Source organism: Micromonospora sp. WMMD710, assembly GCF_029626045.1.
Classification (GTDB): domain Bacteria; phylum Actinomycetota; class Actinomycetes; order Mycobacteriales; family Micromonosporaceae; genus Micromonospora.
In genome coordinates this window covers 3,722,799-3,737,050 of record NZ_JARUBD010000001.1, presented here as the reverse complement: position 1 = coordinate 3,737,050, position 14,252 = coordinate 3,722,799, and the positions used below count along the sequence as shown (strand labels likewise).

The 14,252-nt window shown below is 73.9% G+C and carries 15 protein-coding genes; 9 read left to right on the top strand and 6 right to left on the bottom strand.

Features of this window, described 5'->3' with window-relative positions:
• Position 1 precedes the first annotated feature (1 nt).
• From O7620_RS17140 to O7620_RS17130, 3 genes are all read left to right on the top strand, one after another.
• Positions 2-1,129 (top strand): cystathionine gamma-lyase, encoded by a 1,128-nt coding sequence (locus O7620_RS17140; RefSeq protein ID WP_278123772.1) that lies wholly within the window; start codon positions 2-4, stop codon positions 1,127-1,129.
• On the top strand, positions 1,129-1,908 hold the full coding sequence (locus tag O7620_RS17135; RefSeq protein WP_278123771.1) for a putative protein N(5)-glutamine methyltransferase: 780 nt from the start codon (positions 1,129-1,131) through the stop codon (positions 1,906-1,908). Before O7620_RS17140 ends, O7620_RS17135 begins: the two co-directional genes overlap by 1 nt.
• A gap of 164 nt (positions 1,909-2,072) precedes the next feature.
• Positions 2,073-3,122 (top strand): ROK family protein, encoded by a 1,050-nt coding sequence (locus O7620_RS17130; protein ID WP_278123770.1) that lies wholly within the window; start codon positions 2,073-2,075, stop codon positions 3,120-3,122.
• Positions 3,123-3,220: 98 nt separating this feature from the next.
• Here O7620_RS17130 and O7620_RS17125 read toward each other — a convergent pair whose 3' ends face one another.
• On the bottom strand, positions 3,221-3,421 hold the full coding sequence (locus O7620_RS17125) for a DUF397 domain-containing protein (RefSeq protein WP_151489782.1): 201 nt from the start codon (positions 3,419-3,421) through the stop codon (positions 3,221-3,223).
• 5 nt (positions 3,422-3,426) lie between these two features.
• Positions 3,427-4,272, bottom strand: coding sequence for a helix-turn-helix transcriptional regulator (locus O7620_RS17120; protein ID WP_151489781.1), 846 nt, complete (start codon positions 4,270-4,272; stop codon positions 3,427-3,429).
• 276 nt (positions 4,273-4,548) lie between these two features.
• On the opposite strand from O7620_RS17120, the gene O7620_RS17115 reads away from it, so the two are divergent.
• Together O7620_RS17115 and O7620_RS17110 are read left to right on the top strand one after the other, a co-directional pair.
• Positions 4,549-4,767 carry a hypothetical protein gene (locus O7620_RS17115; protein ID WP_151489780.1) on the top strand — a complete coding sequence of 73 codons (219 nt, stop codon included), beginning with the start codon at positions 4,549-4,551 and terminating at the stop codon, positions 4,765-4,767.
• A 179-nt stretch (positions 4,768-4,946) separates the two neighbouring features.
• Positions 4,947-6,047 (top strand): D-alanine--D-alanine ligase family protein, encoded by a 1,101-nt coding sequence (locus tag O7620_RS17110; protein WP_278123769.1) that lies wholly within the window; start codon positions 4,947-4,949, stop codon positions 6,045-6,047.
• Between the two features lie 46 nt (positions 6,048-6,093).
• On the opposite strand, the gene O7620_RS17105 is transcribed toward O7620_RS17110, so the two are convergent.
• Positions 6,094-6,774: a DUF3515 family protein gene (locus O7620_RS17105; RefSeq protein WP_278123768.1), complete on the bottom strand. Its 681-nt coding sequence runs from the start codon at positions 6,772-6,774 to the stop codon at positions 6,094-6,096.
• A complete protein-coding gene (locus tag O7620_RS17100; protein WP_088646044.1) occupies positions 6,775-7,008 on the bottom strand; it encodes an Lrp/AsnC ligand binding domain-containing protein in 234 nt (77 codons plus the stop codon).
• A 96-nt stretch (positions 7,009-7,104) separates the two neighbouring features.
• On the opposite strand from O7620_RS17100, the gene O7620_RS17095 reads away from it, so the two are divergent.
• Entirely contained in the window at positions 7,105-8,094 is a 990-nt protein-coding gene (locus tag O7620_RS17095) for a thiamine-phosphate kinase (RefSeq protein ID WP_278123767.1), read from the top strand.
• Between the two features lie 29 nt (positions 8,095-8,123).
• Entirely contained in the window at positions 8,124-8,585 is a 462-nt protein-coding gene (locus O7620_RS17090) for a GNAT family N-acetyltransferase (RefSeq protein WP_278123766.1), read from the top strand.
• 10 nt (positions 8,586-8,595) lie between these two features.
• On the opposite strand, the gene O7620_RS17085 is transcribed toward O7620_RS17090, so the two are convergent.
• Together O7620_RS17085 and rpmB are read right to left on the bottom strand one after the other, a co-directional pair.
• The gene (locus tag O7620_RS17085; RefSeq protein WP_278123765.1) at positions 8,596-9,852 is read right to left on the bottom strand and encodes an ATP-grasp domain-containing protein; all 1,257 of its coding nucleotides are present in this window, start codon (positions 9,850-9,852) and stop codon (positions 8,596-8,598) included.
• Between the two features lie 178 nt (positions 9,853-10,030).
• A complete protein-coding gene (gene rpmB / locus O7620_RS17080) occupies positions 10,031-10,222 on the bottom strand; it encodes a 50S ribosomal protein L28 (RefSeq protein WP_007456456.1) in 192 nt (63 codons plus the stop codon).
• Between the two features lie 164 nt (positions 10,223-10,386).
• Here rpmB and O7620_RS17075 point away from each other — a divergent pair, with 164 nt between their 5' ends.
• Positions 10,387-12,000 (top strand): DAK2 domain-containing protein, encoded by a 1,614-nt coding sequence (locus tag O7620_RS17075; RefSeq protein ID WP_278123764.1) that lies wholly within the window; start codon positions 10,387-10,389, stop codon positions 11,998-12,000.
• Positions 11,997-14,195: an ATP-dependent DNA helicase RecG gene (gene recG, locus O7620_RS17070; RefSeq protein ID WP_278123763.1), complete on the top strand. Its 2,199-nt coding sequence runs from the start codon at positions 11,997-11,999 to the stop codon at positions 14,193-14,195. Before O7620_RS17075 ends, recG begins: the two co-directional genes overlap by 4 nt.
• Positions 14,196-14,252 lie beyond the last annotated feature (57 nt).

Genomic DNA, 14,252 nt, shown 5'->3' with positions numbered 1-14,252 from the left:
GATGACCGAGCTGGGCGACGGCACCCGCTGCGTACGCGCCGGACTGCCCGAACCGGCGCCGGGGGATCCGTTCCTGCCGGGGCCGGTCTTCGCCGCGCCGTACCACCTCGACCCGTGGCAGGGCCCCGCCGGCTCGCCGAACGGCTACGGCCGACCCGACAACCCGACCCGACGTCTCCTGGAGTCGGCCGTGGGCGAGTTGGAGGGCGGTGACTGCCGGGTCTTCGCCACCGGCCAGGCGGCCATCACCGGCATGCTGTTCACCCTGCTCCGCCCGGGGGACACCGTGCTGCTGCCCAGCGACGGCTATTTCCCGGTCCGGGCGTTCGCCACCGCGGTGCTGGAGACGATCGGCGTCCGGGTGGTCTTCGTGCCGACCGTCGGGCCGTACCCGTCTCTGGAGGGCGTCCGGCTGGTGCTGGTGGAGACGCCGGCCAACCCGGGCCTGGACGTGGTCGACGTGGCGGCCCTGGCGGAGCGGGCGCACGCCGCCGGCGCGCTGCTCGCGGTGGACAACACCACCGCCACCCCGCTCGGGCAGCGACCACTGGACCTCGGCGCCGACCTGGTGGTCGCCTCCGGCACCAAGGCGCTCACCGGCCACTCCGATGTGCTGCTGGGTTACCTGGCCAGCCGGTCCGCCGACCTGATCGAGGCGGTGACGCTCTGGCGTACCACCACCGGGGCCGTGCCCGGCGCGTTCGACGCCTGGCTGGCACACCGGTCGCTGGCGACCCTCGACCTGCGGCTGGCCCGGCAGAGCGCGAACGCCGCCGCCGTCGCCGACCTGCTCGCCGGCCGGCCGGACGTGACCGGCGTGCGCTGGCCGGGGCGGCCGGACGACCCCGCGTACGCGGTGGCGTCGGCGCAGATGCGCCGGATGCCCGGGGTGCTGTCGTTCGACCTGGGTGACGCCGACCGGGTGAGCCGTTTCGTGGAGGCTGCCCGGCTGGTGGCGGCGGCCACCTCGTTCGGTGGCCTGCACACCACCGCCGACCGGCGGGCCCAGTGGGGCGACGACACGGCCCCCGGCTTCGTGCGGCTCTCCTGCGGCGTGGAGGACACCGCCGACCTGGTGGCCGACATCGCGGCCGCGCTGGACACCGCCGGGCCGGTCTCCGGGGTCTGATGACAATCACCGATCGACCCGCCCTCGTGGGCCGGCTGCGTGCCGCCGGCTGCGTCTACGCCGAGGACGAGGCGGACCTGCTGCTGGCGGCCACCGATGATCCGGCGACGCTGGCCGACCTGACCGATCGTCGGGTGGCCGGCGAGCCGCTGGAGTACCTGCTCGGCTGGGCGGAGTTCTGCGGGCTGCGGATCGCCGTCGACGCGGGCGTGTTCGTGCCGCGCGGTCGGACGGCCCTGCTGGTCGACGCGGCGGCCGCACTGACCGGTCCAGCCCCGGCCGTGGTCGACCTCTGCTGCGGCTCCGGGGCCACCACGGTCGCGCTGGCGCACCGGCTCGCTCCGCGCTGGCTGGCCGCCGCCGACATCGACCCGGCGGCGGTGGCGTGCGCCCGCCGCAACCTCGCCGGGCTGGCCGCCGAGGTGTTCGAGGGGGACCTGTTCGCCCCGTTGCCGCCGCGCTGGCGCGGTCAGTTGGACCTGGTGGTCGCCAACGCCCCGTACGTGCCGACCGACGCGGTGGCCCTGATGCCGCCGGAGGCACGGCTGCACGAGGCCCCCGTGGCGCTCGACGGCGGCCCGGACGGGCTCACCGTGCTGCGCCGGGTGGGCGTCGACGCGGCCGTCTGGCTGGCCCCCGGTGGACACCTGGCGGTCGAGGCCGGCGAATCGCAGGTGGACGCGCTCTGCGCCGCGTTCAGCGCCGCCGGGCTGGTGCCGAACGTGCGGCACGACGAAGACCTGGACGCCACCGTGGTGACCGCCCGCCGCCCCGGCTGAACCGGTCCACCAGCGCTCTGGGGCTCTGGGGTTGGGGACAGCACTTCAGGGGTGTCACCGCCGCAGGGCCGGTACCCCCGGCCGGGCTGCGGTGGGCGGCGTGGCGGGGGAGAGGGCGTGGCACTAGCCTCGGCTCACACTCATGAGGGCGGGAGGCGGTTTCGGTGGGCAGCGCAGGGGTGCCGGTGGTCGTCGGGCTGGACAACGGCGGCACCAGCAACAACGCCACCGTGCTGACGGTGGACGGCCGGTTCCTGGTGGACGGGCTGTTGGAGATCCCCAGCGAGGTGCGCGAGGGGCCGGAGGCGGCGATCGAGGCGCTCGCCCGGGCACTGGACGGCGCCCTGGCGCACACCGGGGTGCCGCGGGAGCTGGTCCAGGCGGTGGGGCTGGACACGCCCGGCCCGGCCAGCGCCGCCGGCGTCATCTCGTCGCGTGGCTCCACCAACTTTTCCCAGCCGGCCTGGCGCGGTTTCGACGTGCGGGGCGCGCTGGAGCGGCGTCTCGGCCTACCGGTGATCTACCACAACGACGGCAACGCGGCGGCGCTCTACGCCCACCACGTGTTCTTCGGCGCCGACGCGATGAACCGGTCGTCGGTCGCCGCGATCGTCGGCACCGGGCTGGGCGGCGGGGTGGTCGAGAGCGGGCGGGTGATCGCCGGCGCCGCCGGGATGGCCGGGGAACTCGGCCACGTGCACATCCCTCTGAACGGACTGCTCGGCCCGGGGCAGCCGGAGCCCGACTGTGCCTGCGGCTTCACCGGCGACGTGGAGAGCGTCGCCTCGCTGACCGGTATCGAGCACAACCTGCTGCCGTACTGGCTGACCCGCTACCCCGACCATCCGCTGGCCGCCGAGCCGGTGGCCCGGGCGGCGAAGCTGGTCCGGGGGTACGGCGAGCGCGGGGACGCGCTGGCCCGGGACCTCTTCACCCAGCAGGCCATGGCGTTGGGCCGGCTGTTCACCGTGGCGGCCAACTTCACCGATCCGCACGCGTACTTCGTCGGGGGCGGGGTGGTGGAGGCGGCACCGGAGTTCCGCGACTGGTTCCTGGCGACGGTCCGCGAGCACACCGTGCTCCGGGAGGAGCAGGCGGCGGTGGCCACCTTCGCCCTGGTGCCGGAGCGGGACATGGCCGGCGCCCGGGGCGTGGCGATCGCCGCCCTGGAGGCGCTGCGCCCCGTGCCGGAGTCCCGTCCGCTGGTCGCCTGAGCCGGCGGCCGTCGAGCGCCCGCGGTGCGCCGGTCGACGGCCCGTGCGGTGGCCCGGACGGCCAGCGCGGTGTCGACCGGCGCGCGCCGGGGGACCGGTCAGCCGAGGGGCGGCGCCTGGGCGAAGGCCGCCCAGGCGGCCGGGGCGAACAGCAGGGCCGGGCCGGCGGGGTCCTTGGAGTCGCGGACGGCCACCAGCCGCGGGATCGCGGCCACCTCCACGCAGGCGCCCTCGTCGCCGCTGCGGCTGCTCTTGCGCCACGCCGCCGCAGCCAAGGCCGCTGTGATCGTCGGTGTCATCGGTCCTACCGTCCCTTCAGGACTGACAGGAGCATCGCCCGGCTGTCCGCCGGGCTGAGCGCCACGCTGCGCAGGTGCTCCATGATCTTGGTGCAGGTACGCGTCTCGCCGGCCCGGTCGAGGATCATCTGGCCGGCGACGGTCTCCACCGAGGCGATGATCGGGTCCTCCGGGTCGGCGAACTCCAGGATGTGCAGTGAACCCCGGGTGCCCCGGTGGTAGCCGGCGGAGAGCGGGATCACCTGGACGGTGATGTTCGGCAGCTCGGCCATCTTGACGAGGTGGCGTAGCTGCCCGTCCATCACCGACTGGTCGCCGACCGGGCGCAGCAGTGCGCCCTCGTCGATGATCGCGTCGAGGATCGGCGGATCGTCACCGGTGAGCCGCTGCTGGCGGTCGAGCCGGACCTTGACCCGTTGCTCCACGAGGTCGTCGCCGAGGGTGTGTGGGCCGCCGCGCATGACCCCGCGGATGTAGTCGGCGGTCTGCAACAGGCCGGGCACCACCGAGGGCTCGAAGTTGGCGATGGCGGTCGCCTCCGCCTCCAGGGCGATGAAGTCGATGGTGCGGGGGTCCAGCAGGTACGAGTACGACACCCACCAGCCAGGTTTGCGGGCGTCCTTGGCGAGCTGCACCGCCGATGCCACCTCCTCGGCGGCCACCCCGTACGAGGTGAGCAGGGCGCGGACGGTGGCCGGGGTGATCAGCGTCTGGGCGTTCTCGTACCGGGAGAGGGTGCTGCGGGTGCTGTTGATCTCATCCGCGGCGGTCTCCAACGTCAGCCCGGCGGCTTCCCGGTGGTGGCGCAGGGCGATACCGAGCCGGCGGGCACGGGCGGTCTTCGGGGCCATGCATCGATGGTCGCACACATTTGTGGGAACGTCTGCATGAGAGAACGTCGATGAGAGTTGCATTCACGGCTGTACACGTGTCAATCTGTCATGGCGTCCTCACCGCCGGTTGTCGTGGCGACGGTGGTGGTGAGCGACCGGAGGGGATGGGGCGCGCGGTGATCGGGTTTCTCCCCCGTGCCCGATCGCCGCGTGCCGCAGCCATCCCCGCCCACCGGAAGGAGACGACGTGCGTGACGGTCCGCAGCCCCCTGCCGTGCGTCCGGGCGGCCGGGGATGACCCGCTTCCTGGTGGTGCTCACCGACGTCCGTGCCGTCGACGGCATCGAGCGCAACGAGCGGACCGCCCCCGAGCGGCGTCGGCAGGTCGTGGGCGCCAGCAGTCGGGAGGCCGCCGACCGGATCGCCGGGGCCTTCATGGCGCTGGGCATGGTCCGCGCCGGCCGACAGCGGGTCAAGGTGATAGCGGTCGGCCGCCGGCACTCCCGGGACTGAGCAGACCCGCGCGGAGGATCTACCGTCACGCACCGTATATGCTCTGTTGACCGATTGCCGTGTCTTGCCGTGGCTCGCCGGGTATCGCCTCGGCCTATCGCCACGCACAGTAAGGTCAACCGGGTGAGCGCCACCGGCGAGCACGACCAGCCGCAGTCGCGTACGAAGAGGTGACCGGAGTGACCACCCCAGGCAAGACCCGTGTGGCGATCGTCTTCGGCGGCCGCAGCCCGGAGCACGGCATCTCCTGCGTCAGCGCCGGCAGCGTGTTCAGCGCACTCGACCCGGACGAGTACGAGGTGGTGCCGGTGGGCATCACCCGGGCCGGCCAGTGGGTGCTGACCAGCGGCGATCCCGCCCAGCTCGCGATCAACGCCCGCCAGTTGCCGGAGATCACCTCCGACTCCGGCGACGACGTCGTGCTGCGCGCCGACCCCACCGGCAACGGGCTGATGGTGCTCGACCCGACCGAGGGCCCCCGGGTGCTCGCCGACGTGGACGTGGTCTTCCCGGTGCTGCACGGCACGTACGGCGAGGACGGCACCATCCAGGGAATGCTGGAGATGGCCGGCATCCCCTACGTGGGCGCGAACGTGTTCGCCTCCGCCGCCGCCATGGACAAGGAGTTCACCAAGAAGCTCTGCGCGGTGGAGGGCATCCCGGTCGGCCCGTACGCGGTGCTGCGCAACGGGATGACGCTCAGCGAGCAGGACAAGGACCGGCTCGGCCTGCCGGTCTTCGTGAAGCCGTCCCGGGCCGGTTCGTCGTTCGGCATCACCCGGGTCACCGACTGGGCGCAGCTCGACGCGGCGGTCGCCACCGCGCGACAGTTCGACCCCAAGGTCATCATCGAGGCGGCCATCGTCGGCCGCGAGGTCGAGTGCGGTGTGCTGGAGGGCGAGGCCGGCGGCGCGCCCGAGGCGTCCGTCCTGGCCGAGGTGCGCGTCGTCGCCGACCACGACTTCTACGACTTCGAGGCGAAGTACCTCGACGACTCGTGCGAGTACGACATCCCGGCCGGGCTGCCGGACAAGGTGACCCGCCAGGTGCAGGAGTACGCCGTCCGCGCGTTCACCGCCCTGGACTGCGCCGGTCTGGCGCGGGCCGACTTCTTCGTCACCCCCGAGCTGGACGTCTACCTCAACGAGATCAACACGATGCCCGGGTTCACCCCGACGTCGATGTTCCCGCGGATGTGGGCGGCCTCCGGCCTGGAGTATCCGAAGCTGGTCAACCGCCTGATCCGTACCGCCCAACGGCGCGGCGTCGGCCTGCACTGAGGCCGCCGGGCCCCGCCCGCGCCGAGCCGGCGCGGGCCGGGTCAGGTCAGCCCTGGCAGCCGGCGGGGATGTTGCCGCCGGAGGGCACCGAGGCCACGATCGTGCTGGAGATCGGCGCCACCCACTGCAACGGCTGTTCGTAGGAGCGCGGGATGCGGACCGTGACCGGCGTCTCCCGGTCGACCGTGGTGAGCACCGTCGCGTCGCCCTGTTCGACCGGGTGCCAGCAGACCGAGTTCACCCGCCAGACCTCGTCGGTGGCCGGCACGGTCGGTTCGGTGCCGCCGCAGGCCAGCGTGAGGGCCGGGTCGCCGTACGCCGCGTTCTGCTCCGGGCCGGCGGTGACCGGGCGTTGGGCCAGGTCGCGGATGGTCTGCGGCAGCTGGGAGACCAACGCGCGGCAGACCGTGGCCGGGCGGGCGGCCAGCGCCGGGGCGGCCATCTCCACCGGGGCGGAGGACTGCGCCCGGGACGCGCTCGCGGACGGGCTCGGCGCGGCGGCCGGCGTGTCCGGAGAGAGCTTCGCGAAGGCCAGCACCGCGATCAGCAGGGTGACCGGCAGGGCGATCAACGTGGCCAGCAGCGCGGCACCGCGAATCGTCCGGTCCCGGCCGCCCGGCGCGTCGACGTCCGGGTCGCCCGGCTCGCGGATACCGTCAGCCGGCTCGGCCGCGCCGCGCGTCTCGTCGTCGTCCAGAGCAGCGGAGGAGGTCGTCATCTCGTCCACTTACAACCGCACCACCGAACACGTGAGGGTGCGGGTGATGCCGGGCACCATCTGCACGTTGCTGACGATGAGTTTGCCGAGCTCGTCGACGGTGTTCGCCTCGGTGAGCACGACCACGTCGTACGGCCCGGTGACGGCGTCGACGCGTACCACGCCGGCAAGGTCCGCGATGAGACCGGCCACGTCACGTGCCCGGCCGACCTCGGTCTGGATGAGGATGTACGCCTGTACCACGACTCGACCTCCGTCCGTCGCCGCCGCGGGGCGGCCCGAAGGGTGAAACTACCTTACGGAGCAGGTCTGATCCCTATCGGTGGTCAAGGAGCAGCGGTGAGCGAGCGCGGCGGTGCCGGGCGGAACGGACGGGACGCCGGCGGTGCCGCCAGCGTGGCCGGGATCGGCGAGTTCGGGCTGATCGGGCGGATCACCGCCCGGCTCCCGGTCGGGCCGACGACCCTGCTCGGCCCGGGTGACGACGGGGCGGTGGTGGCCGCGCCGGACGGTCGGGTGGTGGCCTCCACCGATGTGCTGGTCGACGGGCGGCACTTCCGGCGCGACTGGTCGTCGGGGCGTGACGTGGGCCACCGCGCGGCGGCCGCCAACCTGGCCGACATCGCGGCGATGGGCGCCACCCCGACCGCCCTGCTGGTCGCTCTCTGTATGCCGGCGGATCTGCCCACCGGCTGGGCGGAGGAGTTGGCGGACGGGCTGGCCGCGGAGGCGGGCACGGTCGGTGCGAGCGTCGTCGGCGGGGACATGTCGGCCAGCCCCACCCTGACCGTGGCGGTCACCGCGCTCGGTGACCTGGACGGCCGGCCGCCGGTGGTGCGCTCGGGAGCCCGTCCGGGGGACGTGCTCGCCCTGGCCGGGCGCACCGGGTACGCGGCGGCCGGGTTGACCGTGCTCACCCGCGGCTTCCGTACGCCCCGGCTGCTGGTCGAGGCGTACCGGCGGCCGGTCGTGCCGTACCGAGCCGGGCCGCAGGCCGCCCGGCTGGGTGCCACGTCGATGATCGACGTGTCGGACGGTCTGCTCGCCGACCTGGGGCACGTGTCGGCGGCCAGTCGGGTGGCGATCGACGTACGGCGCGACGCGTTCGAGGTCCCCCGGCAGATGGCCGACGCGGCGCAGGCGCTCGGCGTCGACCCGTACACCTGGATCCTGGCCGGTGGCGACGACCACGCGCTGGCCGCGACCTTCCCCCCGGCGGTGGCGTTGCCGCCGGAGTGGCGGCCGATCGGTCTGGTGACGGACGGTGCCGGGGTGACGGTCGACGGCGCGCCCTACGACGGCCCGACCGGCTGGGACCACTTTCGGTGAGGCCCGGCGCCCGCCGTACCCTGGACACCGTGAGTGATATCGAGATCCGGCTGGTGCGGTTCGACGCACCGGTGGCGCAGCAGTTGATCCGTGACGCGCTGGCCGACCTCGGTGCCCGCTACGGCGGCACCGGCGACGACACCCCGTTGGCCGCCGCCGAGTTCCAACCGCCGGACGGCGCGTTCCTCGTCGCCTACCTGGCCGGCGAGCCGGTCGGCTGTGGGGGCTGGCGCAGCCACGGCGCGGACAGCGCGGAGCTGAAGCGGGTGTACACCGCTCCGGCGGCCCGTGGGCGGGGTGTGGCCCGCCGCGTCCTCGCGGCGGTCGAGCGTTCGGCCCGTGAGCAGGGCCGCAAGCGGATCGTCCTGGAGTGCGGCGACAAGCAGCCCGAGGCGATCGCCATGTACACGGCCGCCGGCTACGAGCGGATCCCGAACTTCGGCTTCTACAAGGACGCGGAGGGCTGCGTCTCCTTCGGCCGCACGCTCTGACCGGCCGGGCTCAGCCGGTCGTGATCCGGATCTGCGCGACGGCCCGGGTCGCCGCATCGGTCGCCTCCGCCGGATCGGCACCCCAGGCGAGCACCTGGCCGCTGCGCCGGGCCGACGAGGTGACCTCCGCCACCTCATCACCCACCGTCACGGCCACCCCGACGTCCAGCACGCCGGGCACCCGACGGGCCGCGCGCACCCCGTCGACCGCGGTCACCGTGCCGGGAGCGGCGAGCAGAAACTCGATGGCCGCCGCGCCACTGGGCCGCGCCGGCAGCGCGGGGCGCTCACCCCGCAGCGTCCGCAGGTACGCGAGGACGAACCCGCACTCGTAGGCCAACGAGATCAACCCGGCGATCAGGTCACCGGGCAGCCGCGCGGCGCACTCCACCAGGGCCGGGCCATCGGCGGTACGGATCCACTCGCTGTGCAGCACACCGGTGCGGAAGCCGGCCGCCGCGGCCAGCCGGCAGGCCACCTCGATCAGGTCCCGGCGGGCGTCGTCGGGCAGCACGGACGGGACCGTGTGCCCGGTCTCCACCGGCCACCGGCCGGCCAGCACCCGCTTGTCGGTGACGTTGGCGAAGCGCACCTCGCCGTCGGCCAGCAGCAGTTCCACGCTGTGCTCGGTGCCGATCAGCACCTGCTCGGCGAGGACGGCGGTGGGCAGGCCACGGGCGGTGGCGTCGGTGGGCGTCTCCGGGTCGGCGGTGGCGGCCCAGGCGGCGGCGATCAGCGTCGCGTCGGGGACGATCTGCACGCCGAGGCTGCCGGCGCGGCGGGTCGGCTTCAGCACGCACGGCCCACTCTGCCGCTCGGCGAAGGCGACCGCCTCGGCGGCGGTGCCGACCAGCGCGTACGCCGGGTTGAGCAGGCCCGCCGTCGCGGCGAGCAGCCGCATCCGGTGCTTGTCGGTGAAGGTCTCGGCGGCGTCGACGCCGGCACCGGGCAGGCCGAGCGCGTCGGCGAGCTGGGCGGCGGCGAGCACCCCGTACTCCTGGCCGGGCACGACCAGGCGCGCGGCGGCCAGCGTCGGTTCGCGGGCGAGCAGGCACCGCGCGTCCAGGCCGGTCTGGTACTCCGCCGCCACCACCCGGGAGACGTACGGCAGTGCCGCGCAGTGTCGTTCGAGATCGCGGCTGCGGATCAGATCGGGCTCCTCGACCACGACCACGCTGCCGTCGGGCAGCACCTCGCCGAGCCCGCGCAGCAGGTCCAGCGCGGCGCCGATCATGACCAGCTCATCCCGGCCCAGGTCCAGCCGCACCCGTCACCCCTCCACCGGCCCGGACCGGACGCCGGGCGCAGCGCGACACTAACCGGGCGGCGCCGTGCGGTGATCGCCTCGTCGTCTACTCGTCAGCGAGCCGTACACACATACGACAGAGCCGGCGGACCGCAGAGGTCCGCCGGCTGAGCCGTATGTCAGAGGTTGGTGCCGCGCGTCAGGCGCGGGTGACCTTGCCGGCCTTGATGCACGAGGTGCAGACCTGCAACTTCTTGGTGTTGCCGCCACCGGCCGGGGTACGCACCGACTGGATGTTCGGGTTCCAGCGGCGGTTGGTCCGCCGGTGCGAGTGGGACACGTTGTGGCCGAAGCCCGGTCCCTTGCCACAGACGTCGCACACGCTAGCCACGGGATACTCCTGGGATTGATACGTTCATGAGGTCGCCGGCAGGTGCTGCCCGGGCAACCTGGTCAGGTTACCCGATGACCCACCGACCCGGCCAACCGGCCCGGTCCAGCGGACACGCCGGACGAGTCCGACGGGTGTCAGCCCGCGCCAGTAGGCTTCTGGCCGTGCTGGACACCCTCGACGCCACCGCGGTTCGCCGCTGGTGTGCGGGTGGCCTGGCCGCGCTGAAGCGCCACCAGGGGGAGATCGACCAGCTCAACGTCTATCCGGTGCCCGACGGCGACACCGGCACCAATCTGGTGCTCACTCTCACATCGGCGCAGCAGGCTCTCGCGATGGACCTGGACACTCTGCCCGACAGCGGGTCGACCGCGCACGGGCACGCGTCGCGGCTGATGGCCCAGGGCGCGCTGCTCGGGGCACGAGGCAACTCCGGGGTGATCCTGTCGCAGATCCTGCGCGGCTTCGCCGATGCCGTCGCCGCCGTGCCGGCGGTGCGCGGCCGGGAACTGGCCGTCGCGCTGCGGGCCGCGACCACCGCCGCGTACACCGCGGTGAGCCGGCCGGTGGAGGGCACCCTGCTCACGGTGGTCGGCGCCGCGGCTGGCGCGGCCGAGCGGGCGGACACCGACGACCTGTGCGTGGTGGCCCGCGCCGCGGCGCGAGCGGCGGCCGAGGCGCTCGCCCGGACTCCGCAGCAACTGCCGGCCCTGGCCCGTGCCGGCGTCGTCGACGCGGGCGGCAAGGGTTTGTGCGTGTTGCTCGACGCCCTGGTCGAGGTGCTCACGGGCGAGAGCGCCGTGCGGGCCGCGCCGGCCCCGCGCGCCGCGCGACCGGCGGCCACCGCCGCGCGCGAGACCGGTTCCGAGGAGTACGCCTACGAGGTCCAGTTCCTGCTCGACGCCCCGGCCGAGGCGGTCGCCGCGATGCGACGGACGCTGGACGCGCTGGGCGACTCCCTGGTCGTCGTCGGCGACGGGCGTGAGCCGGACGGCACCTGGAACGTGCACGTGCACGTCAACGACGTGGGCGCGGCGGTCGAGGCGGGCGTCGCTGCGGGCCGCCCGTACCGGATCTCGGTGACCCGCTTCGCCGACCAGCCGGAGCCGTCGCCCGGCCCGGCGGCGGAGGGCCGGGCTGCCGTGGTGGTCGCCACCGGCGTCGGGATCGCCGAGCTGTTCGCCGCGGAGGGTGCCACGGTGGTGCCGGGCAACCCGTCCATCGGGGAACTGCTGGACGCGGTGCGCAGCGCCGACGCCGCCCGGGTGGTGGTGCTGCCCAACGACCCCGACACGGAGGCCGTGGCGAGTGCGGCGGCCCGCGAGGCACACCGGTACGGCATCAAGGTGAGCGTGGTGCCGACCCGTTCGCCGGTGCAGGCACTCGCCGCCCTCGCGGTGCGCGACGACACCCGCCGTTTCGAGGACGACGTGATCGCGATGGCCGAGGCGGCCGGCGCCTGCCGCTACGCCGAGGTCTGCCACGCCAGCCGGGAGGCGCTGACCGTCGCCGGTCCGTGCCAGCCCGGCGACGTGCTGGCGCTGGTCGAGGGCGAGGTGAACCTGATCGGCACCGACCTCACCGACATCTGCGCCGCCGTGGTCGACCGGATGCTCGGCGGCGGTGGGGAACTGGTCACCCTGCTGGCCGGGGTGGACGCCCCGGCCGGGCTCACCGACGCCGTCCGCGCGCACGTCGCGCGGCGCTGGCCGTTCGTCGAGGTGCACGCGTACCCGGGCGGTCAACCGTTCTATCCACTGCTGGTGGGGGTCGAATGAGCGAGCCGTCCACCGTGGACACACCGCTGAAGAAGCTCGTCGGGGACAAGACGGCCAAGGCATTGGCCTCGTACCTCGACCTGCACACGGCGGGTGACCTGGTCTACCACTTCCCACGCCGCTACGACGAGCGCGGCGAACACACCGACATCCGCTCCCTGGACGTGGGCGAGCAGGTCACCGTGCTGGCCCAGGTGCAGCGCACGGCGGTTCGCCCGATGCGGCAACGCCGGGGCAACCTGCTGGAGGTGACCGTCGGCGACGGCTCCGGCGGCCTGCTCACGTTGACCTTCTTCGGCAACCAGGCATGGCGCGAACGGGAGCTGCGCCCCGGCCGGTGGGGGTTGTTCGCCGGCAAGGTCACCGAGTTCCGGGGCAAACGTCAGCTCAACGGCCCGGAGTACGTCCTGCTTGGCGAGGGCGGCGACGGTGAGGCAGCGGTCAGCGACGAGATCGAGGAGTTCGCCGGCGCCTTGATCCCCGTGTATCCGGCCGCCGCGGCCGTGCCGACCTGGGTGATCGCCCGTTGCGTCCGGGTCGTCCTGGACACGTTCACCCCGCCGGAGGACCCGCTGCCGGCCACCGTGCGGGCCAGCCGCAACCTGGTCGACCTGGGTGCCGCACTGCGGGAGATCCACCGGCCGTCCACCAAGGAGGCGCTCTACCGGGCGCGGCGGCGGCTCAAGTGGGACGAGGCGTTCGCCGTGCAGCTGACCCTGGTGCAGCGCAAGCACCGGGCCGCCGACTGGCCGGCCCGGCCCCGCCCGGCGCGCCCCGGCGGGCTGCTGGACGCCTTCGATGCCCGGCTGCCGTACGAGCTGACCTCCGGTCAACGCGAGGTGGGCGAGGAGATCGCCGCTGATCTGGCCACCCCGCACCCCATGCACCGTCTGTTGCAGGGCGAGGTGGGCTCCGGCAAGACGGTGGTGGCGCTGCGGGCGATGCTCCAGGTGGTCGACGCGGGCGGGCAGGCGGCGCTGCTGGCACCCACCGAGGTGCTGGCCGCACAGCACTACCGGGGCATGCTCGACCTGCTCGGGCCACTCGGGCGCGCCGGTGAACTGGATTCCGCCGAGCACGCGACCCGGGTGGAGCTGGTCACCGGCTCGCTGGGCGCGGCCGCCCGCCGGCGGGCGCTCGGCGAGGTGGCCAGCGGCGCCGCCGGCATCGTGCTCGGCACCCACGCCCTGCTCTACGAGGGCGTCGACTTCGCCGACCTCGGCCTCGTGGTCGTCGACGAGCAGCACCGCTTCGGGGTGGAGCAACGCGACGCGCTGCGCGCCAAGGCCGACCAGCCGCCGCACACGCTGGTGATGACGGCCACCCCGATCCCGCGCACGGTGGCGATGACCGTTTACGGCGACCTGGAGGTGTCCACCCTCTCCCAGCTGCCTCGGGGCCGTTCACCGATCGCCTCGCACGTGGTGCCGGCCGCCGAGAAGCCGGCCTTCCTCGACCGGGCCTGGCGCCGGCTGCGCGAGGAGGTGGCCGCCGGGCATCAGGCGTACGTCGTCTGTCCGCGAATCGGTGACGGGCCGGTGTCCGACGAGGAGCCGCCACCCGAGGACGACAACGGTCGCCGCCCGCCGGTGGCGGTGACCGAGGTGGCCCCGTTGCTGGCCGATGGGCCGTTGCACGGGCTGCGGATCGGGGTGCTGCACGGCCGCCTGCCGGCCGACGAGAAGGACGCGGTGATGCGGTCCTTCGCCGCCGGTGACCTGGACGTGCTGGTGGCGACCACCGTCATCGAGGTCGGCGTGGACGTACCCAACGCGACCGTGATGATCGTGCTGGACGCCGACCGGTTCGGTGTCTCCCAACTGCACCAGCTGCGGGGCCGGGTGGGCCGGGGTGCCGCCGCCGGGCTCTGCCTGCTGGTCAGCGAGGCGGCCGAGGGGTCGTCGGCGCGGGAACGGCTGGACGCCGTGGCGTCCACCAGCGACGGCTTCAAACTCGCCGAACTCGACCTGGAGCAGCGCCGCGAGGGCGACGTGCTGGGCGCCACCCAGTCCGGGCATCGCTCACACCTGCGGCTGCTGTCCCTGAAACGCGACACCGAGCTGATTCGCGACGCCCGCGCCGAGGCGATCACCCTCATCGAGGAGGACCCGGAGCTGACCGCCAATCCGGCGCTGGCCGCGTCGGTCGCTGCCCTCGTCGACGAGGACCGCGCGGAGTACCTGGAGAAGGGCTGACGTCGGCCACCGTGCTGCGAATGATCGCGCACCCCGAGCCGGCCAAACCGCAACTGC